Here is a 21,201-nt window from a genome sequence, read left to right on the forward strand (position 1 = left end):
ATTATTTCTGAGTAATAGTTATTGAATAGGGTTAAACAAGATAGAAGAATAAGAATACGAATACCCACACCAGATCTACAAAGTGCCAGTATAGACCGATCTTCTCGATCATGAGGTAATGACCTCTTCTTTCAAACACACCACGCCAAGCCATGATGGTTACAATAATATTGATTACCACACCTGAAAATACGTGGAAACCGTGGAAACCTGTAATGGTAAAAAAGAAGTTGGCAAAATTGCTTGAAGCAACAGTACCGTCTGCATTAGGGAAAGGATTGCGACCCCACCAAGCACCTTCATGGTGTAAGTGATTCCACTCCCATGCCTGGCAACTTAAGAACGCTAAACCACCAATGATTGTCCAGATCATCCATTTTACTACACCTTTCTTATTCCCATGATGACCTTCGTGAACAGCCAACACCATTGTAACCGAACTTACAATGAGGATAAATGTCATTAAACTCACAAACACCAACGGCAATCCATTACCTAAAAAAGGGAACGACTGAAACACAAAGTTTGGATCGGGCCATGAAATACTGGATACACGTACTGTACCGTACGCAATCAAAAATGCGCCGAATGTAAACGCATCGCTCATTAAGAAATACCACATCATCAACTTGCCATACTCCACATTGAAGGGGCTTTTACCGCCACTCCACCATTTTGTGTTTGCTGCTACTGTTTGTGCCATTTATCTGTTTTTAATTGTTCTCAAAAATTTTACTCTCAGGATACCAGTAAGAAAAATGCAAACAGGTAGATCCATAAGAGATCAACAAAGTGCCAATACAAACCGGCTGTTTCCACGGGCGCTGTGCTGTAGAATTTAGTTTTGGTATTATAGGCACGTAAAAATAAAACCACCAGTGCTATGATACCGCCAACTACATGCAAAGCATGTACACCGGTAATAATATAAAAGAACGATCCCGCTACACTATCCTTAAATGTTATTTTGCTTGCCCATAGTTCAGAAAACCCAATGAACTGTGTTGCAACAAAAGCTAAACCTAATACTGCTGTTACTGAGATCAGCAAACGGTATCTCGCCATTTCCCTTGCAGCCATTGCTTTTTGTGCAAGGAAAATACTGATACTGCTCAGCACGATCAACGCAGTTGATAAATAAAAGATCTTCGGCACTTGCACTGCTTCCCAACCTGCCTGGTTACTCTTTACAATATATGCGCTGGTGAACCCGGCAAACATCATTGTAATACTTCCAATAGCAATCCACAATGTAAATTTATGTGGATGCATTTTTTGTGTTCGTTCGCTACTCATAACCTTCTCCATCTTTCAAACGCTTTTATGATTACTGCCGAAACAGTTTCTTTTTCTTTATTACTGTGCAATTTTATCGGCCAGTAATGCAAGCAATACAATTGGTAAATAAATGTAACTGCTGAACATTACTCTTCTTGCATTCTTTACATCCATGTTGAAATATAACCGTACACACTGTATAACCATAAACAGGTTAGCAGCAACGAGTATCCACATGCTTACTACACCACTCATGTTAAAGAAAAACGGTAACATGCCCACAGGTATCATCAACAAAGAGTAAATCACTGTTTGAATGGCTGTAAATTTAGTTGGTCCTTGTTGCGAAGGCAGCAATTTGAATCCTGCTTTACTATAGTCTGTATGTGCCACCCATGCTATAGCCCAGAAGTGAGGAAATTGCCAAAGAAACTGGATGGCAAATAATATCCATCCACCTGTCCATGAAAAATTCTCTCCATCGTAAGCTGCTGCCCAGCCAATAAGGCAAGGCAATGCGCCGGGTATTGCTCCTACGAGTACAGCAATGGAATTTACTTTTTTCAACGGCGTGTAAACAAAGCCGTAAATAAATAAACTCAGCAATGCTAACCCTGCAGCATACCAACTGAAATACAACCACAAAATCAAAGAACCAATTATTGCAGCAATAAAAGCAAATGCTGTTGCCTCCTGCACACTCATTCTTCCACTTGCAACAGGTCTGTTACCTGTTCGCTTCATTACTGCATCTGTATCTTTTTCCGTTATCTGGTTTATTGCATTGGCGCTGCCTGTTACCAACATACCGCCTAGCAATAACAACAGAATACTTGCAAAATCATATTCCACCACATTGGGCGCAAGCATGTAAGCGATCACACTGCTGAACACCACTGTAAAACTGAGCGTAAACTTGATGAGCTGTTTGTAATCCTCGATCTTGCCCATCACTCCCGACTTCACCTGTTTCTTATCTTCCGGTTGACTGCTCAATTTGTTTTATCATAATGACACATTTGTGTCTGTCAATTAATGCTTGCTTTCATCAGCGCTAACCGGTGTGGTTTGCGGAATGAATTCTTTTCCATCTTTTGCATAATCATATGCCCAACGGTGTACTTCAGGAATTTCACCGGCCCAGTTACCATGGCCAGGATTGATTGGTGTAGTCCACTCCAAGGTATTTGCACCCCAAGGATTTTGTGTTGTTACTTTTCTTCCTTTCCAGATGCTGTAGAAGAAGTTAAAGATGAACAGTATTTGTACAAGGAATACAATGATGGCTACGATACTGATGAATTTATTCAACCCGTCGTAATGCTTGAATGATTCCCAGATATCAAACTTGTAATAACGGCGTGGCACACCTGCCAAACCTTGATAGTGCATTGGCCAGAAGATGAGGTACGCACCGATCATAGTTACCCAGAAGTGAATATAGCCGAGTGTATTGTTGAGATAACGGCCATACATTTTCGGATACCAATGGTAAATACCTGCAAACATTCCGAACATACTTGCCACACCCATTACAATATGGAAGTGCGCAATTACGAAATATGTATCATGCAAATGAATATCCAATGCAGAGTTGCCAAGGAAGATACCTGTTAAACCACCGGAGATAAACAAGCTCACAAAACCCAATGCAAAAAGCATGGCAGGTGTAAAGCGGATATTACCTCTCCAGATAGTAGTTAACCAGTTAAATACTTTGATGGCACTTGGCACCGCAATCAACAACGTTAACAATACGAAGAACGCACCGAGGAACGGATTCAAACCCGTTACAAACATGTGGTGAGCCCAAACGAGGAACGCAAGAATTGTGATGGCGAACAATGAACCAATCATCGCCATGTAACCAAAGATTGGTTTACGGCTGTTTACTGATAGAATTTCTGATGCCATACCCATCGCCGGTAAGAGAATGATGTATACTTCAGGATGACCTAAGAACCAGAACAAGTGTTGATAGAGAATTGCACTACCACCTTCGTTCGGCAAAGCTTGTCCGTTTATATAGATATCACTTAAGTAGAAACTTGTTCCAAAGTGACGATCAAAGATCAATAAGATAAAACCTGAGAACAATACAGGGAATGATAATACACCCAATACCGCTGTAAAGAAGAATGCCCAGATAGTAAGTGGCAATCTTGTCATGCTCATACCTTTCGTACGCATGTTCAATACGGTTGCAATGTAGTTGAGACCTCCAAGTAATGATGATACTACGAACAAGGCCATTGACACAAGCCATAGATCCATCCCCACTTTTGAACCGGGCGATGCCTCACCCAATGCACTCAATGGAGGATAGGCTGTCCAGCCACCACTGAAAGGTCCGGTTTGTACAAACAAAGAAGACAACATGATAATACTGGCAGTAAAAAAGAACCAGTATGAAAGCATATTCAAAAATGGTGAAGCCATGTCTCTTGCACCAACCTGTAAAGGAATCAAGAAGTTAGAGAAGGTGCCACTCAACCCTGCAGTTAATACAAAGAATACCAACACGGTTCCGTGCATTGTTACTAATGCATAATAAGCTTCGGCCTGGAGTTGTCCGCCCTTAGCCCACTCACCAAGGAGTGTTTCCATCCAGGGGAATTTTGCATCGGGGTAGCCAAGTTGTAAACGGAAAATAACCGAAAACAAACCACCCAATAAAGCCCAGAACATACCGGTGATCAAAAACTGTTTTGCAATCGTTTTATGATCCTGGCTGAATACATACTTCGTCAAAAACGTCTCATGGTGATGACCATGATGCACCTCATCATGCGTTTCATGCGGAACGCTTACTACTGAAGTGTGTACGTGTGATGTCTCGTTGCTCATAATCTCTTTTTTATTCAGTTCTATTGACTATACAATTATTTATTCATGGCTACAGTTGTCTTAACTGCAGCGGGTACAGCTACCGTTGAATCAGCAGCAGGTTTAGCAGCCGCTGGATCTTTGTCGGGGAAAGCCGCATAATAGTTTGGCTTTTGTTTCGCCATCCAGATGTCAAACTCTTCCTGTGTAACTACTTCAATAATACCTTTCATTGAGTAGTGACCGTTTCCACACATCTGATCGCAGGAAATCTCAAATGCAAAATTAGGATTACCTGTGCGCTCTTTCATTTCTTTGGTTGTGTACTTAGGTGTAAACCAAAGTGTAGTAGGAATACCCGGCACAGCATCCATCTTTAAACGGAAATGGTTCAAACCAACATCATGAATTACATCACGGCTGCCAATGATCAATTTCACCGGACGGCCTTTAACGATGTACATAGTTTGTGTGGTTACCACATCATCAAAGTTGGTAGCATCAGCTTTCAGTTTCAGATCAGCATTATCCTCCCAGATCTGTCCGAACGGGTTGCTGTTTTCATCACTGATCACTTTAAAATATGTTTTACCGAATGTTTTATCTTTTCCGGGGTAACGCATCATCCAGCCAAACTGCTTTCCAACGATCTCCACTTCCAATGCGCCTTTCGGAGCATCAGATGTAATACGGAACCAGAAACGCAAACCAAATACAACGAGTACAGTTAAGAAGATAGCCGGTACAACTGTCCAGATCAACTCCAGCTTATTATTGTGCGGGAAGAAGAATGCTTTGCGTCCTTCTTTCTCCTGGTATTTCCATGCGAAATAGAACAACAGGAATTGTGTGATGACAAATACCAATCCGGTAACTGCAGTAGTGATCATGAACATCTCATCGATCTTTTCACCTTCAACTGATGCAGATCCTTGAGGGAACAATGTTGTTTTGTACAACAACTTATTGCAGTAGTACACGCCAATGAACCCTACAATCATAAAACCAAGCAGCATAAAGCCGTTGATACGGTTGTTTTGTTTGCGTGATGTTTCTTCACCTTTTAATACACTCACATACTCGCTGGCCTTCGCAATCTGGAAGATAACAATGAACACCAGGAGGGCGGCTGCAATGATCAGATATGTTGTAGTAGTCATAGCTTGCGCAAATTATTTATAGTTCGTCAATTCTTTTTTCTTTGTTCAATCATCAGGTATGGTGAATAATACTTTCTTTCACCAACGGATGATTTTTCGGTAATAACGGTGCTTTTGTTAAGTGTTTTGCCGTGAGGTAAATCACTAAACCAAGAAAACCGGCACTCACACCCAAACTGTACACGAAATGACTGATCGGGTTTGAATCTTTACCTAATTCTTTCAAAGGACCAGGTGTAACCATCTGGTAGAAATCTAACCAGTGACCGAAGATGATGATCACAGACATTAATGTTACTACTGTATAGTTACGTTTTGAACCACGACGCATCAGGATGAGTAACGGTGCAAGGAAGTTGATGATCAGGTTGAGTAAGAACATTGCTCTGAACGGACCATCACCTTTACCGCCAAAACCTAAACGGTCAATAAAGTATTCAGTTTCTTCCGGTTGGTTACTGTACCAGATCAACATGAACTGGGAGAACCAGAGATATGTCCAGAAAATAGAGAATGCAAACATGAACTTACCAATATCGTGGATATGCTCTTCGTTCACAAATTCGAGGTAACCGTGGTTTTTCAAATACACCACAAACAACATCATCAATGATAACCCTGCAACCCATGAGCTTGCAAATGTGTACCAGCTATACATGGTGCTGTACCAATGTGCGTCAATACTCATCAACCACATCCATGGCAACGTACTCAAAACAGTTAAACCATAAGTAACGAGGAAGGCTGCTGCAATTTTTAACGACTTCCAATAGAAAGAACGGTCGCCCTGGCCGGCAAGATCTTCAGCCAGTGAATTTTTACGGAACCAGTTGCGGAACCATATCCACAAACCAACTGCAGCAATAGATAACACTGTATAGAAAACAGGATTTAAGAACCCGCTTTTCGCTTGTAATTTTTCATCAAGATGAGCTGCATCTTTCCAATGATAGATGTGATGATCATCAGAGATCCAAACATATGCAAGCAATATAACCAATGCAATAGGACCCAGCACATTTATACCGCCGGAGATCGCCTCAGGTACACGACGGAACACCAATGGAAAACCTGCCTGTGCAAGGGTGGTGGCACTCACAAAAAAGAAGCTCGCCGCTACTACCAGTAACCAATAGATACTGTTATGCATTAATGCCATCCAGAATTTGGTTGCACCATATGCTTCAGCTCCATGTTCTTCGCCATGACCACCGGAAAATGGATGCAGGAAAATAATCCCCAGTATGAGTGTTAACACACCCACACCCATCAATGCATAGCTCCATTTTTTTAATCCGCCCGGTATTTCAAATTGTTCTTTCAGTGCCATTGAACTTCGTTTATAGTTGAATGTTAGTTTGGTAATTCTTATTTCGACGCCTTGGTTGTATCTGCAACTGGAGCAGCAGTTGTATCAGCAGCCACTGCTACTGGTTTTGCACCACCCGGTTGCATACTTTTTACATAATGAATGATCATCCAACGCTGTTTGGTACTTAACTGAGATGCATAACTGCCCATCAGGTTTCTACCGTAGGTAACAGAATACATCATCTGACCTGCAGGCATGTTCTCATACTTTGCATCACCAACCAATGTAGCTGGTTTTGCAGGGTATGGACCATCGCCACCTTTATACAAAGGACCATTGCCATCCAATTTTTCACCATGACAAATGCCGCAGTTAATATTGTACAACCGCTTTGCTTCCAACATATCTTTTTCATTCAATGCAGGCAAAGGGTTTACAATTTGCTTTGATGCAACGTAATTAGCTGTATCACCGGCTTTATCAATTGCCAACGGGAAATAAGCAACGTCGCCACGTTTTACTGTACCTGCAACAGGTGTTGCATCGTAGTAAATATTAGCATCTTTTAAATTACTGTGATCGGCATAAGTTTCTACTGCACGGCTGTAAGCCATATCCGGCATGTAGATCCTTCCTGTATCACGGCGTGGGCCGTTGTTGCAGGCTGCTGCTGCCAATACTACTGTAACCAATCCAATTGTAACAATCTGTGTTGAACGCATTTCAATATGTTTATGCTGTAACGATTTCTTCTTTTTCAAATGCTTTTCTTGTCTTGTCGTAACGACCAAGCCACCAACCTGTTTCCGCATCTTTCTCAAATATTTCTACTGCACCTGCACTTTGAAAGAAAGCTTTTACTTCTTCAATATTTGTTTTCTCTGTGATCTCGATAGGCATTACAAACAGATCATCTGTTGCACGCAGGTGGAAATGATCTTTCCGTACAAACGGTGCCAGTTGGCAGAGGTAGCAGAATGTTAACACCATACCTACTGCAGCACACAATACCGTTAATTCAAACACGATGGGAATGAATGCAGGTAAAGGCAAATGTGGTTTACCACCAATATTCATTGGCCAATCTTTGGTAAACACCCAGCTCATAAATGTTAAGGCAGTTGTTGTACCTGTCATAGCATAAATAAAACCGGCAGTGTGTAAGCTGGTATCACGCAAACCCATTGCATGATCTAAACCATGGATCGGGAAGGGTGTGTACACATCATGAATCTTATAACCTGCCTTGCGTGTATTTTTTACCGCAGGGAACAGCGTTTTTTCATCATCAAAACAGCCAACTACGAATTTTTTTACAGACATATTTTTTAGCTTTTAGCTTTCCGTTTTATTCAATTAATGTGCATGCACCTGTTCGTGTGCAAATTCTTCCACTGATTGTGCTTCAATTGGATCCATTTGTTCCTTGTAGCTTTCACCATTTTTCTTGAGAATATGTTTGATCTCAGCAATGGCAATTACAGGGAAGTATTTGGAGAAAAGGAAGTAACAGGTAAAGAACAAACCAAATGATCCGAGGTAGAAACCAACTTCCCAAATAGTAGGACGATAGTAAACTGACCAGGAAGAAGGCAGGTAATCACGGTAGAGCGATGATACGATGATCACAAAACGTTCGAACCACATACCAATGTTCACCACAATACTCATTAAGAACGTAAAGGCGATGTTTCTGCGGAGTTTCTTCACCCAGAACAACTGCGGAGTAATTACGTTACAGGTCATCATCAACCAGTAGCTCCATCCGTAAGGACCGGCAATACGGTATTTGAAGAAGATATCCTGTTCGTATTTCACGGCACTGTACCATGCCATGAACAACTCCGTTAAGTAAGCACAACCCACAATAGAACCGGTCAATACAATAACCTTGTTCATGTTTTCAATGTGGCTGATAGTGATATAATCTTCCAGGTTCATGATCTTACGTGTCACCAACATCAGGGTTTGCACCATGGCGAAACCTGAGAAGATGGCACCCGCAACGAAATAGGGAGGGAAGATGGTTGTATGCCAACCGGGTATTACCGAAGTGGCAAAGTCAAACGATACGATCGTGTGTACTGATAATACAAGTGGTGTACTCAAACCCGCTAACACCAGTGATAAACTTTCATGACGCTGCCAGTGCTTGGTTGAACCTGTCCATCCGAAAGATGCAACACCATAAAATGCTTTTGCCCATTTCTTTTTTGCACGGTCACGAAGTGTAGCCAGATCAGGAATCAAACCACTATACCAGAATAAAAGAGATACCGTAAAGTAAGTAGAGATCGCAAATACGTCCCACAACAATGGTGAGTTGAAGTTCACCCATAATGGACCACGTGAGTTTGGATAAGGCATTACAAAGAAAGCCATCCATACACGACCCATGTGCCAGATCGGGAACTGGCCCGCACAAATAACCGCAAAGATGGTCATTGCTTCTGCCGCACGGTTTACACCTGTTCTCCAACCCTGACGGAAGAGCAACAAGATCGCAGAGATCAACGTACCGGCGTGACCAATACCTACCCACCATACGAAGTTGGTGATATCCCAACCCCATCCGATGGTTTTATTCAGGTTCCACATACCTGTACCGTACACCACCTCTTTGTAAAGGCTCACTACACCAAACAACAGCAGGGCCACCGAAATAATGAAACCGATCCACCACAAACGTGTGGGAGCAGCTTCCACCGGCTTACAAATATCCTCTGTAACATCGTGGTAGGTTTTGTGACCATCAACCAATGGTTCCCTAACCTGTGATTCGTACCTTAATAATGACATACTTGTTTTCGCTTTTAGCTTTCAGCTTTCACCGTAAGCTTTGGTTTTATGTTTTGTACTTAGCTCCAGATTCTTTGTTCGTCTTCTGTTGCGTCGCACTCTTCAACTTAGTTCAATTCTATTCAGCAAATCCCTCCTTCGTCGGGATGACAGCAGTGATTAATGTGCTGCTGGTGTTGCTGCTTCTTTTGCTTCTGAATGCGCTTCACCATGTCCGCCTTCTTCTTCGTTACCTACTGTACGGTCAGTGTTACGCAGCTTTGCCATGTAACTTACGTTTGGCAATACGTGCAGTTGCTCCAGTACATAATAAGTACGGTTTGCAGCTTCAGTTGTACGCACTTTACGGATCGCACTTTCTTTATCATTTACATTACCGAACACAATAGCGTTTGTAGGACAAGCCTGCTGACATGCAGTTTTGATATCGCTGTCAACCATTGGACGACTGTCTTTCTTCGCTGTTAATTTCGCTTCCTGTAAACGTTGTACGCAGAAAGAACATTTTTCAATTACACCACGGCTACGAACAGTAACATCAGGATTCAACACCATACGTGTCAGATCTTCGTTCATATCAAGTGTTACTTCGTTGATTCTTCCGCTTTCGATCAATGGATTCTGATTGTCTTTAAAGCTATCAGCGCCATTCCAGTCGTGCCAGTTAAAGCGACGAACTTTATAAGGACAGTTGTTGGCACAATATCTTGTACCGATACAACGGTTATACGTCATCTGGTTTAAACCTTCACTGCTGTGGTTTGTTGCTGCCACCGGACAAACGTTCTCACATGGAGCATTATCACAGTGCTGGCAAAGCATTGGCTGGAACACAACATCCGGATTTTCCATATCGCCACTGAAATAACGGTCGATACGTAACCAATGCATGTCATGATATTTCGCCACCTGAGTTTTACCAACAACAGAAACGTTGTTCTCAGCGCTACAAGCAACTACACAAGCTCCACAACCATTACACAAGTTCAGGTCAAGGCTCATGCCCCATTTAATACCTGGTTTGTCGTAAACCGGGTACATCGTTCCCTGTTCTTCCAACCCTTCTGTACCGCCGTAATCTTTCAATTCGGCCATACGTTCATTGATGAAATGCTTTGGATCTTTTTTGAAGACAGCAAGACTTGTTTCCTTCACTACTTCAATACGATTACCATAAGTGCTGTGCGTTTGCATCTGTGCAATGTCATACATCTTATCTGTCTTTTCGATGGTTACATCGAAAGCAGCGTAATCATATGTTTGTCCGTTGAAACTTGCAAACGGATAAATGTTTTTACCAACACCCTTTGCTGCACGTCCCACTTTTTCACTGCGTCCATAACCGGTTGCAATGGCAATGGTATTTGCATTCATACCGGGGATGATGAGGATTGGGAGTTCAATTGGTTCTCTGCCGGCAACTGTAATTTTTAATACAGGTTTTGGCGGATTTACTTCAAAATCATCATCAGCCACGTAACCCAATTCTTCTGCTGTTTTTACAGAAAGAATTGCATAGTTATCCCAGCAGGCACGTGTAATTGGATCAGGCATTTCCTGCAACCAGGGGTTGTTGGCCATTTTACCATCACCAATACTTACTTTTTGGTAGATCACTAATTCGTGCTTGCCTGTTTTCTTAGCAGCACTGAGTTTAGCAACTGCATCAGTTAATGCGGCGCCGTTAAATGAAGCACCTGCAACAACAGGAGCAGCCGGTTCAATTACACCATCCTGTAATGCTTTATCAAAAGCCAGTTGGCCGCCGAGTTTGTTGATCCAGTAATTCTTGAAATATGTTTCGTAATCCGCAACAGTGCTGCCGCTCCATTTCAACAATGAAGTTGCAAATGCTCTTGTTTTAAATAACGGATGAATAGTTGGTTGAATGAAAGAGAGGTAACCTGCTTTTGCTTCAGCATCGCCCCAGCTTTCTAAATAATGATGATCAGGAAGAACATAGTTACACTCTGCAGTTGTTTCATCTTCACGTTCGTTGAATGAAACGGTGAGTGCAACTTTCTTCCATGCTGCTACAAATTTCTTTGTGTCGTTGTAAGTGTATACAGGGTTTGCACCAAGTACCAATACAGCACCAACATTGCCGGCATTCATATCAGCAATCAGTTGTTCCATATCAGCATCAACGCCTTTGCGGTAGTTAACAGTTGTACCGAAGTTTACTGTTTTACCCAATGCACCAATTTGTGCATTGATAGCGTTTACAAGTATTTGTGCATTTACATTATTGCTGCGGCTTACTACCAATGCATTACCACCGGCAGCTAATAATTCTTTTGCAGCAGCATCAATACCTGCAGCTAAACGCTTATCAGTAATAGCAGGAGCTGTAACAGCGCCGCCAACTTTTGCATATAAGTTTAATAATACAGCACCCAGTTCGCTCGGACGGTGTGTATAACGCTCATCGGCACTTGCACCCGTCATGCTGTACATCGCTTCAAACTGGAAGTGACGGCTCATGGTTGGGTTCTTCTCATCGATCTTGCGGCCGGTAGCATATTGCTTGGCAAATTCAACCGGGCTCAACCATGTACCAAGGAAATCGGCACCAAAGCTTACGATCACTTTTGCCTGGTCGAAATGATAAGAAGGAATTGCACGTTGTCCAAATGATGCTTCGTTTGCCTGTAACATGCCGCTGTAAGAAACAGCATCATAAGTTACATGCTTAAACGTTGGATATTTTGCTTTGAATTCTTCAATTACTGCAGCAACAGATGGAGAATTCAATGTAGAACTTAATAAAACGATTTGTTTGCTTCCTACAGCTGCCAAAGCAGCGGCAATTTTTTTATCTACTGCTTCGTAAGTTGGAGCTTCTTTAAAACCGTCGCCTGCTTTTTCCATTGGGTAACGAACACGGGCAGTGTCGTACAAACTAAGTACAGATGCCTGTACACGTTGTGACGTACCACCTTTGGTGAAGCCCATTTCATTTCCTTCCAGTTTAATAGGACGGCCATCTCTTACTTTCGCTAATACAGGTACCACATCACCATCCTGTATGAATGTAGTGGCATAGTAATTCGCAACACCGGGAACAATATCAGCAGGTTTATTAAGAAAAGGAATTGCCTTTTTTACGGGAATTTCACAACTGGCAGCCAAAGTAGCGGCAGCCGTGCTGAAACCGAGATACTTTAAGAAATCACGGCGTGGCGTTTTGGCTCCGTTATCATCCATCTCAAACGGAAGATCTTCTTTAAACTCGTTCTCCGCATCATTGATGTATGCCTTGGTATTGTTCAGCTCTCCGAAACTTTGCCAATATTTTTTCTTGCTCATATGCTTGTTAGATAGCTAATTTGAAAATTTGTCCTTCGACTCCGCTCAGGATTAAAAATCAGACTCCGACTATTAATAGTGACATTTTTGACATTCAGTACCACCGATCTTTTCAACGGTTACACTATCCATTTTACCGTTCTTGATATCGTTGTGGAATTTCTCGTACATGCTGTAAAAGCCGTTTTCCTGAAACTTCACATTTGTTTCACGGTGACAGTTAATACACCAGCCCATGCTCAAATTGCTGAACTGATAAACTTCACCCATGTTCTGAATTTCACCATGACAGGTTTGACATTGTACGCCACCTGCTTTTGTGTGCTGTGAGTGATTGAAGTATACATGGTCGGGCAGGCTATGGATCTTGATCCACTCGATTGGTTTGCCTTCACCAGTGTATTTATTAGCGGCAGGATCCCATCCTGCATATTTATATAACTTTTGAATTTCTGCGGTACCGTTTACTTCTGAACCATCTTCTTTAACGATCTTTTCGCCTTTGTATTCGTTGATCGCCATGTGACAGTTCATACAAACATTCACACTCGGAATATTGGCATGTTTGCCTTCCATTGCACCGCCGTGGCAATATAAACAGTTTACCTGGTTGATGCCTGCGTGTACTTTATGCGAATAGTAGATCGGTTGTTCCGGTTGATAATTTGTCTGACGACCCAAACCAATTGCACCTTGTGCAAAGAAGTAACCTGCAACAATAAAGAAGAGGATGGTTAAGGTTGACATGTAAGCCTTGTTTCTCCAGAAAGGAATTGGCTCACCACGAACCACACCTTCTTTCTCATCGGTTAATTTCTTCAGGTTGCTGTTGATCTGTAATAAAATGAGGGTAACAATCGCTAACACCATTGCAAGGATACCGAAGAGGAGAGAATTATCTTCAGCTGGCGCTTCTGCTGTTACTGCACCCGTAGTTGCACCAGGAGCTGGCTTATTTGCTTCAGCATTAATATAAGTAACGATCGCATCGATCTCAGCTTCTGCTAAACCCGGGAAACCTGTCATCAACACACCGCCAAACTCTTTGATCAGGTTTGCAGCATAGGGTTCTGTTTTTGCAAAACCCGCCGGATTGTGGATCCATGCATATAATTTCTTACGGTCACTCCATGGTCCACGTCCCTCAACACCTGCAAGTGCAGGGCCGGTCAATTTCTTACCAACTGCATGGCAGCTTGCACAATTGGCCTGGAACAAAGCTTTTCCATCCTGCGCAAACAACTTTTCAGTAATCAATAATGAAACTAAGACCAGACAGAGCGTGACCGACTTTCGGAGTAGTAATTTTGGTTGATTCATAACGTTCTGGAACCGATTGTGATTAGGAAGAATATCCTTTTAACTGGCTGCAAAAATAGGGGAGGATACTGACATAATATCCACAGTTTCAAAAAAAATTTTACTTAGTTGTGACTTGAGAATGAACAAATTGCTGAGCTTAGAACCTTTCAATTCATCCTGAAAAAACTGAATGGCTTTGTGGCATCATGTTTTTTGTAATGTGGGCAATGGTTAAACAAAGTTTTCCCCGATTTTTGTGAGATGTTTGAAAAGCTGCGTAACAAATGGAAGGTGGGGCCACTTCAACTGGCTCTTATTTTATGCACGTTTGCTATTGGCGGCAGCTTAACCGGTTTTTTGGGCAAACGCATTATGCCACTGTTTGGCATTGAAGCACCCTGGCTCTACATTCCAGTATACATTATCGTGATCACACTCATCTGGCCGTTGATGGTATTAGTAATAAGTATCCCGTTTGGTCAATTCCGTTTCTTTGCCGGCTATTTAAAAAAGATGGGGCAACGGATGGGTTTCATGAAACCCCCTAAATCCTCCTGAAAGGGGACTTGCTTTGCACAACGCCAGCTTATTTGATGAGGTTTGCAAACTCAGAATGTGAAATGAGGTCGATGTAATTCTCCGAGCATCGTTTCAGCAGCCATATAACCAAAGCTTCCCCATTGCGTTCCTTCAGTTACTCTTCGGAGGAGATCTACTCCTTCTGCAGCGTGGCCAATACTCAGATAATAGGTCGCCAGGCCAAAACCGATAGCTGCATTTGAAAGCGGACTGGTATCATCCAAAAACTTCGTTCTGATCTCAGCCGGATTTTGTTCTCCCTTATATATTAATAAGATAGTTTGGTAATCGGTGTTTTCGATGAGCTTCGTTTTCTTGTGGATCTTTTTCAGTAACGCATTTGCCTTAGCTACCTTATCCAGCTTCCATAACGTAATATAATACCAGTTGGCTGTGGCCACATACATATCCGGGTTATTGGAAACTTTCAGGCAATTCTTATATGCTTCCTCGGCTTTTGCATAATCTCTCTTTAAATAATAGGCCAACCCAAGGTGATACCAGATATTCGATTGCAGACTGCTGGTGGGGGTATTCTTTGCATTGGGTATGCCATCGGGTTCCATTTGATCCTTTTTGCCTTTGATCAGTTCACCGGCTCTTTCAAAATCGGCAATGGCTTTATCGTAGCAACGGGTAGTGAGATAACGATGTCCACGGTGGCGGTACATCCTTGCATCAGTTGGGTGAAGGGCAATGCCTTTGCTGAAGATAGCAATGGCTTCATCATACCGTGCCAGGTAAGCCAATCTTCTTCCATACCATATTATATGATCAGCATTACTGCTATCGGCCTGGTAATTTGTTTTAGCGATCTGCAGGTTGGCATTCAATTTCAATAAAGCTGAATCTGAAAAAACAGGCGCAGGATATGTTTTGCCATTACAGATACTATATTGCGCATGCAGTACATGAAAAGAAATCAGCAGGGTACAAAAAAGAAACAGCTTTTGCATTAGAGAAAGTTACAATTTTGCACGAAATGAAACCGGGCACATTCATTCTCAAAAAAGAAAGAAATAGTTGTACGGTTACATCTGGTCGATAAACAATAATAAATAATCAGATGACAAGTATCGCCATTTTTGCTTCCGGTGCAGGGAGCAATGCCCGAAAGATCATTGAGCATTTTTCCCATCACCCAAAAGTACGGGTTGATTTGATAGTTTGCAATAAACCTAATGCCGGTGTTTTAAATATTGCCGATGAGCACGGTATTCCGACCCTACTATTAGATAAGGAACAGTTTTTTCGTGGCAATGCCTATGTTGATGAATTTAAGGTAGATGATATTGAGTTTATTGTATTGGCCGGTTTTTTATGGAAGATCCCCGATGCACTCATTCATGCTTATCCTGAAAAGATCGTTAACATTCACCCGGCCCTTTTACCAAAGTATGGCGGCAAAGGCATGTATGGAAATTTTGTTCACGAAGCTGTGATCGCCAATAAGGAAACAGAAAGCGGTATCACTATTCACCTGGTGGATGAAGTGTACGATCATGGCAAGATCATTTTCCAGGCAAAGTGTGAAGTGAAGAAAGATGATACCCCTGAATCATTGGCCCAACGTATTCATGAACTGGAACACAAGCATTATGCAAAAGTGATTGAGCAGTTGGTTTCGTAAAAGCTTCCTAAAATAATTACAAGAACCCATTTTTTCAGTTTTAGCGATTATCATTGCAACAGTTTTGAAAAAACTTACCCTTTATATCATTGTTTTCCTGTTCGCAAAAACCGGTGCCGCCCAAATACAATTAACGGGAACGGTGTACGACAGTACCAAGCGTAATGTGGTGATGAGTGTGCAGGTGATCTGTACCTGCGGCACCATGAGCTTTACAGATAGCGCAGGTAACTATTCCATTTATGTGGGTGCAAAAGATTCGGTGTTCTTTTTCTTCAGCAACCGACCCACACAGAAATTTGCTGTTGCTTCCATTAAAGATTATGCATCCTTTGATATTTCCATTCAGATGCATGTGCCCGGACGTTACAAACAGCTGAAAGAAATTATTGTGTATGGTAAAAACCGAAAACAGGATTCGATTGATAACCGTGTGCAATATGATAAAGTATTCAACTTCGATAAAGGTGGTGTCCGTTTCTCAGCCTCTAATCCTGAAGCAGGCATGAGTGCAGGTGTTGATCTTGATGCACTCATCAATGTATTTCGTTTCCGACGAAACAGGAGCATGGCCCGTTTCCAGGAACGATTGATACGTGAAGAACAAAACCGTTACATTGACTACCGTTTCAACAAAACGATCGTACTCCGTTTAACTACCTTAAAAGAAGGACCTGCACTTGATGAGTTTCTTCAACGTTATCGCCCCGAGTATGATATTCTCACGCAGGTATTGGATATTGAACTCTATCAATACATTCAAACAGCAGCGAAAGCTTTTCAGAAAGAGAAGGGTTTATAGAAATTCTCTCACGGTAACGCAACAAAATAATAATTCAGCTTTTGGTAATACTGTTCTTCAAATGAAGTTTTGCTGAGCGCTTGTTCTTCTTTCAAATAATTTTTTAATAAGGAGATGGTATAGCCAAGATCAGCAAAGAAAGTGAACAGTTCAGCAGGAGTTGTATCATATACATCGCTACCACCAAGACCACATTCAAATACGATCACCGGTCGGTCACGCCTGATCAATTCTGCTGCTCCTTTCAATACACCCAGCTCCGCCCCTTCCACATCTATCTTTATAAAACTGATCTTTTTATTCTGCGATAACAATACATCATCCAGTCTTGCTGTTTTTACTTCAATTGTTTCATCGGTTTCATTCGAACGATCGTAATTTCTTTTTTTAATTCCACTATACGATGGATTACTAGTGACATGGTTGAAGCTGCTGTTACCATTGATATCACTCAATGCCAAATCGTACAACACGATATTATTCTGTTGCTGATATTTTAAGCGAAGCGATTGATAAAAAACAGGTAAAGGTTCAAACCCATAATGTGTACCGTTGGGCGATTGCTGCAGCAATACATCAAGCAGATCACCATGATGTGTACCCACATCAACCGTGTTGCTCTGTGCAGTACATACTTTCCGGATGATCTGTTTGGTCTGGCTGTCGTACTGTTGATTTCTTGTAAGTACAACAGGCAGTTTTTTTACCAAACGTTTCAACCGAAGTAAGATGCCGGTATTGAAAAGCGGGGTCATAAAATACTATAAGGTTTCTTCATTAGTTCAAAGCAGCAAGATAGCCTCTTTTACAGAGAAAGATTTACTTTGCCGTAAATTCAGGAATGCAGCAGTTGAAAAAAATATACAATGCACTTGTTCGTCCGGCAAAACTGGCGCTGCTTGATTATGCTGTTCAACCTGTGCCTGTATACAACAAACAACAGCCGCATGATCTTTTGTATAAACAGATTGCCGCCAATAACAACGGCTACACACAACTGTTGAAAACAGCATTGCAATATCAGCAACAGTTCAATGCTATTCCAATGAACGAGGTAACGGATAATAAGGTTGCCTCATGGAAGAATGGTTTTTTTCCGGGGCTTGATATGATAATGCTTTACACATTGCTCACTCAACTGAAACCAAAACGATATGTTGAGATCGGCAGCGGCACCAGTACGAAACTTGCTGCTAAAGCAAAAAACGAACAACAACTTTCATTTTCCATTACCTGTATTGATCCATCACCACGCAAAGAGATTACTGCTGTTGCTGATGAGTGGTTGAATATGCCGTTACAACAGGTGCCACTTTCGTTGTTTGAAAACTTAGATACAAATGATGTATTGTTTTTTGATGGCTCGCATTTATTACATGCCAACAGCGATGTACAATGGTTTTTTATGGAAGTGATGCCACGATTAAAACAAGGCGTGGTTGTGCAGATACATGATATTTACCTGCCTTATGATTACCCGCAAAACATTTGCGATCGTTTTTATGCCGAGCAATATATGCTGGCAACAATGCTGTTGAGTAATCCTGATCGCTACGAAATAATTTCTCCGAATTTTTATTTGAGTGAAGATGATGAATTGAAACAGATTTTAGAACCATTGTGGAAAGAGTTGCCGGGAGTTGAGAAGCATGGGGGATCGTTTTGGTTTAAGATAAATTGATTTGCCTGCTGCGAAAACTCTACGCCGTTGTTGGTCGCCTGACCAATCAACAAGCAAACATCTTCTTCTAAAGAAATTACGAACACTGGTACGTAAACCTTATAAAACTGATTTTATGGCTAAGTTGAACGTTAAGTGACCGATTAGAGACTTTGAAATTTAAAGATTATCTCGTATAATAGTTGTACTATTTCTTTTACTATTACTTATTAAAGCTTCTAGTCAATGCCTCAAGGATACTGTAGTTTATGTGGTTCTTTTTGCGAGTTGACATTTGAACATGTACCTCCCAGGTCGGCATTTAACAAAAAAACAAGGTATAAAATCGTCCCTTTTGAAAAAGTACTAAAAAGTGAAAATATTCTTGAAGCAAATTTCAGTGCTAAAATTGAACAAGGTGGACTTGGATATTATTCATTGTGCAATAAGTGTAATAATTTTTTAGGACTTAACTACGTAAAATCATACTCCGCTTATAGTAATTCGTTTATTGAATTTGCTAAGAAAACTCAATTCAATTTCTTTTCCCTTACAATGCATGATTTTGAAGCAGCAAAAGTTTTGAAACAGATTGTTTCCATGTTCCTTTCATTAAACAGTTGGGATTTTGCAAAAGAAAACCCAGATTTAAGAGAATATGTACTTAACCCTGAAAGTAAAAATCTACCTCAAAAAATTAGAGTATTTAGTTACTTAAACTCGGAAGGGCAAATTAGAACTTCAACTTTTTCTGTCATCGGGAATTTGAAAAGTAGCGCCACTATATTAGCATCTGAAATTACATTTCCTCCGCTCGGACATGTTATGACTATCGATTTTAAAGGACACCTTCCAAATCATTTTGAATTGACAGAATTTAAAAACGTTAGCCACAACGAATTAATTACTACTGACTTCAACCTCTATCGCTTACCGACTTATTTACCTTTTCCACTTGATTACAGGCAAAAAACTGAAATCGAAGATGTCATTCAAAAAAATAAATAAACACTAACATTCTTCCCTCAACACAAAAATGCACGTGTGGTTGGTCGGGAGACGCAACCACGGCGTGCTTCATCATTCTATCATCTGCGTAGCAAACATCATCAATATTATTTCCCATTTCAGTTGTACTTTGCTCTTCCAAAATTTTCGAACATGGAACAAACAAACCTCGGCATTGGCACACGCCTGCAACATACACAACACGGTCCCGGTGTGATCGTTGGTATCCGTTATGCCACGTATTTAATTTCCTTCATCCATAGTGGTGTAAAAGAAATTGATAAGACCGATACGCATCTCGATGAGATCATTCCCGAAAACGTAACAGAAGAAATTGAAACGCACAGTGAAGTGGAAAAATCGCTGCTGAAAATTTTACGTTTGTGGAATGGCGTAAGCGAAGTGGTACCACTCGGCGAAAAATGGGAAGGCGGCACCATGCTCCTGCAACCAAAAGACAAATCACTCAAGCCCAAAGAAATTCCGGTAGAAGATTTCTTTCACAAAATTGTGATGCTGCGTGATCGTTTGCGTGTGTTGGAACAAAACATCAACAGTAACAAAACCCTCAGCGACGAAGAGAAAGTAAATATCCAGCAATACATCACCCGGTGTTACGGTTCACTTACCACCTTCAACGTACTGTTCAAAAACAAAGAACAGTGGTTTGTAGGCGAAAAGAGTAATAAAGAAGATTAACCAGAAAGGCTGCAGTATTGCGGCCTTTGTTTTTCTCATGTGATTCTTTACAGCCAATCGTTTATTTACAAATGGGCTTGAGCAATTACCTCCTGCTCCAGCGTTTTCGCTTTCGGGAACAGAATATTATTCTCCAGGTGAATGTGCGTGTGCAGGTCATCCTCAAACTCTTTCAGCTTGGCGTATAACACACGATACGTGTTGCAGGCTTCCGGTGGTGCATTGTACTGATCACTGAGCGTTGCAATTTCATGAAAATGATCGCCAGCAAATTCATGTTCCGCTTCCATCATCGTAATGGGATTTTTTACCGTACCGAAATGCGGTGCCTGAATTTTTACATTGTTTCGCTTGGCGGCTGCCAGTTGGTTTACATAGGGAAATAAAATGATCTCTTCTTTTTCGAGGTGATGCGCCAGTTCATCGGCCACCTCGTTGTACAAACGTGCAATAGCTTTTGTTTCCGGACGATGACCACCATGCACGAGTGCTACTTTATTTGCATACTGACGGATGAGTTCAAGATTACTAGTTACATAGCCATGATGTTTTTCCACGATATAGTTCGCCAGTTTATCCAACGACCACTCTTTGAAATCGGTATCTGTAGTTGGAGTTGATTGACCAATACGGTTCAGTTCATCGGTCAACTGTTCGTAAGAGATATTCTTTTTAACGCAGATCTCTTCCACGGTTACTTTACCGCCACAGCAAAAATCGATACCGAATTTCTTAAACACATCGGCCGTACGGTAATCTTCGGTAACCAGTTCGGCTACTGTTCTTTCGTTTGTTGCATTCATGATTGATAGAATTTGTTGTAACGAAGCTACCGCC

The 21,201-nt window shown here is 41.5% G+C and carries 20 protein-coding genes; 6 read left to right on the forward strand and 14 right to left on the reverse strand.

Going from position 1 to position 21,201, the window contains the following annotated elements:
• Positions 1 to 31: 31 nt before the first annotated feature.
• The 11 genes from H4075_RS20975 to H4075_RS21025 all read right to left on the reverse strand — a co-directional run bounded on the left by H4075_RS20975 (position 32) and on the right by H4075_RS21025 (position 14,004).
• Positions 32 to 703 (reverse strand): cytochrome c oxidase subunit 3, encoded by a 672-nt coding sequence (locus H4075_RS20975; protein ID WP_182802763.1) that lies wholly within the window; start codon positions 701 to 703, stop codon positions 32 to 34.
• A 35-nt stretch (positions 704 to 738) separates the two neighbouring features.
• Positions 739 to 1,308, reverse strand: coding sequence for a cytochrome c oxidase subunit 3 (locus H4075_RS20980; RefSeq protein ID WP_255460255.1), 570 nt, complete (start codon positions 1,306 to 1,308; stop codon positions 739 to 741).
• A gap of 48 nt (positions 1,309 to 1,356) precedes the next feature.
• Positions 1,357 to 2,274 (reverse strand): heme o synthase, encoded by a 918-nt coding sequence (cyoE, locus tag H4075_RS20985; protein ID WP_255460257.1) that lies wholly within the window; start codon positions 2,272 to 2,274, stop codon positions 1,357 to 1,359.
• A 36-nt stretch (positions 2,275 to 2,310) separates the two neighbouring features.
• Positions 2,311 to 4,125, reverse strand: coding sequence for a cytochrome c oxidase subunit I (locus H4075_RS20990; protein WP_182802764.1), 1,815 nt, complete (start codon positions 4,123 to 4,125; stop codon positions 2,311 to 2,313).
• Positions 4,126 to 4,160: 35 nt separating this feature from the next.
• On the reverse strand, positions 4,161 to 5,264 hold the full coding sequence (locus H4075_RS20995; protein ID WP_182802765.1) for a cytochrome c oxidase subunit II: 1,104 nt from the start codon (positions 5,262 to 5,264) through the stop codon (positions 4,161 to 4,163).
• A 52-nt stretch (positions 5,265 to 5,316) separates the two neighbouring features.
• A complete protein-coding gene (locus H4075_RS21000; RefSeq protein ID WP_182802766.1) occupies positions 5,317 to 6,594 on the reverse strand; it encodes a quinol:cytochrome C oxidoreductase in 1,278 nt (425 codons plus the stop codon).
• Positions 6,595 to 6,632: 38 nt separating this feature from the next.
• Positions 6,633 to 7,298, reverse strand: a complete 666-nt coding sequence (locus tag H4075_RS21005) for a c-type cytochrome (RefSeq protein ID WP_182802767.1) — start codon at positions 7,296 to 7,298, stop codon at positions 6,633 to 6,635.
• A gap of 10 nt (positions 7,299 to 7,308) precedes the next feature.
• Positions 7,309 to 7,899 carry a DUF3341 domain-containing protein gene (locus H4075_RS21010; protein ID WP_182802768.1) on the reverse strand — a complete coding sequence of 197 codons (591 nt, stop codon included), beginning with the start codon at positions 7,897 to 7,899 and terminating at the stop codon, positions 7,309 to 7,311.
• Positions 7,900 to 7,932: 33 nt separating this feature from the next.
• A complete protein-coding gene (gene nrfD, locus H4075_RS21015; protein WP_182802770.1) occupies positions 7,933 to 9,375 on the reverse strand; it encodes an NrfD/PsrC family molybdoenzyme membrane anchor subunit in 1,443 nt (480 codons plus the stop codon).
• A gap of 159 nt (positions 9,376 to 9,534) precedes the next feature.
• Positions 9,535 to 12,684: a TAT-variant-translocated molybdopterin oxidoreductase gene (locus H4075_RS21020; protein ID WP_182802772.1), complete on the reverse strand. Its 3,150-nt coding sequence runs from the start codon at positions 12,682 to 12,684 to the stop codon at positions 9,535 to 9,537.
• Positions 12,685 to 12,756: 72 nt separating this feature from the next.
• Complete coding sequence (locus tag H4075_RS21025; protein ID WP_182802774.1) at positions 12,757 to 14,004, reverse strand: c-type cytochrome; 1,248 nt, start codon at positions 14,002 to 14,004, stop codon at positions 12,757 to 12,759.
• 243 nt (positions 14,005 to 14,247) lie between these two features.
• Between H4075_RS21025 and H4075_RS21030 the strand changes: the two genes are divergently transcribed.
• Positions 14,248 to 14,544, forward strand: a complete 297-nt coding sequence (locus tag H4075_RS21030; RefSeq protein WP_182802776.1) for a DUF6787 family protein — start codon at positions 14,248 to 14,250, stop codon at positions 14,542 to 14,544.
• 50 nt (positions 14,545 to 14,594) lie between these two features.
• Here the strand turns inward: H4075_RS21030 and H4075_RS21035 are convergent, their stop codons facing one another.
• Positions 14,595 to 15,521, reverse strand: a complete 927-nt coding sequence (locus tag H4075_RS21035; RefSeq protein WP_182802778.1) for a tetratricopeptide repeat protein — start codon at positions 15,519 to 15,521, stop codon at positions 14,595 to 14,597.
• Between the two features lie 110 nt (positions 15,522 to 15,631).
• On the opposite strand from H4075_RS21035, the gene purN reads away from it, so the two are divergent.
• A complete protein-coding gene (gene purN / locus H4075_RS21040) occupies positions 15,632 to 16,195 on the forward strand; it encodes a phosphoribosylglycinamide formyltransferase (RefSeq protein ID WP_182802779.1) in 564 nt (187 codons plus the stop codon).
• Between the two features lie 64 nt (positions 16,196 to 16,259).
• Complete coding sequence (locus H4075_RS21045; protein ID WP_182802781.1) at positions 16,260 to 16,997, forward strand: hypothetical protein; 738 nt, start codon at positions 16,260 to 16,262, stop codon at positions 16,995 to 16,997.
• 8 nt (positions 16,998 to 17,005) lie between these two features.
• Here H4075_RS21045 and H4075_RS21050 read toward each other — a convergent pair whose 3' ends face one another.
• Positions 17,006 to 17,752 (reverse strand): FkbM family methyltransferase, encoded by a 747-nt coding sequence (locus H4075_RS21050; RefSeq protein ID WP_182802783.1) that lies wholly within the window; start codon positions 17,750 to 17,752, stop codon positions 17,006 to 17,008.
• 86 nt (positions 17,753 to 17,838) lie between these two features.
• Between H4075_RS21050 and H4075_RS21055 the strand changes: the two genes are divergently transcribed.
• The 3 genes from H4075_RS21055 to H4075_RS21065 all read left to right on the forward strand — a co-directional run bounded on the left by H4075_RS21055 (position 17,839) and on the right by H4075_RS21065 (position 20,364).
• Positions 17,839 to 18,678, forward strand: a complete 840-nt coding sequence (locus H4075_RS21055; protein WP_182802785.1) for a class I SAM-dependent methyltransferase — start codon at positions 17,839 to 17,841, stop codon at positions 18,676 to 18,678.
• Positions 18,679 to 18,903: 225 nt separating this feature from the next.
• Complete coding sequence (locus H4075_RS21060; protein WP_182802787.1) at positions 18,904 to 19,665, forward strand: hypothetical protein; 762 nt, start codon at positions 18,904 to 18,906, stop codon at positions 19,663 to 19,665.
• A 153-nt stretch (positions 19,666 to 19,818) separates the two neighbouring features.
• Complete coding sequence (locus H4075_RS21065; protein WP_182802788.1) at positions 19,819 to 20,364, forward strand: hypothetical protein; 546 nt, start codon at positions 19,819 to 19,821, stop codon at positions 20,362 to 20,364.
• A gap of 65 nt (positions 20,365 to 20,429) precedes the next feature.
• Here H4075_RS21065 and ric read toward each other — a convergent pair whose 3' ends face one another.
• Positions 20,430 to 21,167 (reverse strand): iron-sulfur cluster repair di-iron protein, encoded by a 738-nt coding sequence (ric, locus tag H4075_RS21070; protein WP_182802790.1) that lies wholly within the window; start codon positions 21,165 to 21,167, stop codon positions 20,430 to 20,432.
• Positions 21,168 to 21,201: the final 34 nt, after the last annotated feature.

The sequence above is a fragment of the Lacibacter sediminis genome (genome assembly GCF_014168535.1).
GTDB classification, from domain to species: domain Bacteria; phylum Bacteroidota; class Bacteroidia; order Chitinophagales; family Chitinophagaceae; genus Lacibacter; species Lacibacter sediminis.

What these genes read in the sequence shown, in the direction of transcription:
- H4075_RS21065 (WP_182802788.1), top strand. Translation starts at nt 19,819, where the DNA reads ATGGAACAAACAAACCTCGGCATTGGCACACGCCTGCAACATACACAA.
- H4075_RS21035 (WP_182802778.1), bottom strand. Translation starts at nt 15,521, where the DNA reads ATGCAAAAGCTGTTTCTTTTTTGTACCCTGCTGATTTCTTTTCATGTA.
- H4075_RS21025 (WP_182802774.1), bottom strand. Translation starts at nt 14,004, where the DNA reads ATGAATCAACCAAAATTACTACTCCGAAAGTCGGTCACGCTCTGTCTG.
- nrfD (WP_182802770.1), bottom strand. Translation starts at nt 9,375, where the DNA reads ATGTCATTATTAAGGTACGAATCACAGGTTAGGGAACCATTGGTTGAT.
- H4075_RS21030 (WP_182802776.1), top strand. Translation starts at nt 14,248, where the DNA reads ATGTTTGAAAAGCTGCGTAACAAATGGAAGGTGGGGCCACTTCAACTG.
- H4075_RS20990 (WP_182802764.1), bottom strand. Translation starts at nt 4,125, where the DNA reads ATGAGCAACGAGACATCACACGTACACACTTCAGTAGTAAGCGTTCCG.
- ric (WP_182802790.1), bottom strand. Translation starts at nt 21,167, where the DNA reads ATGAATGCAACAAACGAAAGAACAGTAGCCGAACTGGTTACCGAAGAT.
- H4075_RS21000 (WP_182802766.1), bottom strand. Translation starts at nt 6,594, where the DNA reads ATGGCACTGAAAGAACAATTTGAAATACCGGGCGGATTAAAAAAATGG.
- purN (WP_182802779.1), top strand. Translation starts at nt 15,632, where the DNA reads ATGACAAGTATCGCCATTTTTGCTTCCGGTGCAGGGAGCAATGCCCGA.
- H4075_RS21010 (WP_182802768.1), bottom strand. Translation starts at nt 7,899, where the DNA reads ATGTCTGTAAAAAAATTCGTAGTTGGCTGTTTTGATGATGAAAAAACG.
- H4075_RS20995 (WP_182802765.1), bottom strand. Translation starts at nt 5,264, where the DNA reads ATGACTACTACAACATATCTGATCATTGCAGCCGCCCTCCTGGTGTTC.
- H4075_RS21020 (WP_182802772.1), bottom strand. Translation starts at nt 12,684, where the DNA reads ATGAGCAAGAAAAAATATTGGCAAAGTTTCGGAGAGCTGAACAATACC.
- H4075_RS20980 (WP_255460255.1), bottom strand. Translation starts at nt 1,308, where the DNA reads ATGGAGAAGGTTATGAGTAGCGAACGAACACAAAAAATGCATCCACAT.
- H4075_RS21060 (WP_182802787.1), top strand. Translation starts at nt 18,904, where the DNA reads ATGCCTCAAGGATACTGTAGTTTATGTGGTTCTTTTTGCGAGTTGACA.
- H4075_RS21050 (WP_182802783.1), bottom strand. Translation starts at nt 17,752, where the DNA reads ATGACCCCGCTTTTCAATACCGGCATCTTACTTCGGTTGAAACGTTTG.
- H4075_RS20975 (WP_182802763.1), bottom strand. Translation starts at nt 703, where the DNA reads ATGGCACAAACAGTAGCAGCAAACACAAAATGGTGGAGTGGCGGTAAA.
- H4075_RS21005 (WP_182802767.1), bottom strand. Translation starts at nt 7,298, where the DNA reads ATGCGTTCAACACAGATTGTTACAATTGGATTGGTTACAGTAGTATTG.
- H4075_RS21055 (WP_182802785.1), top strand. Translation starts at nt 17,839, where the DNA reads ATGCAGCAGTTGAAAAAAATATACAATGCACTTGTTCGTCCGGCAAAA.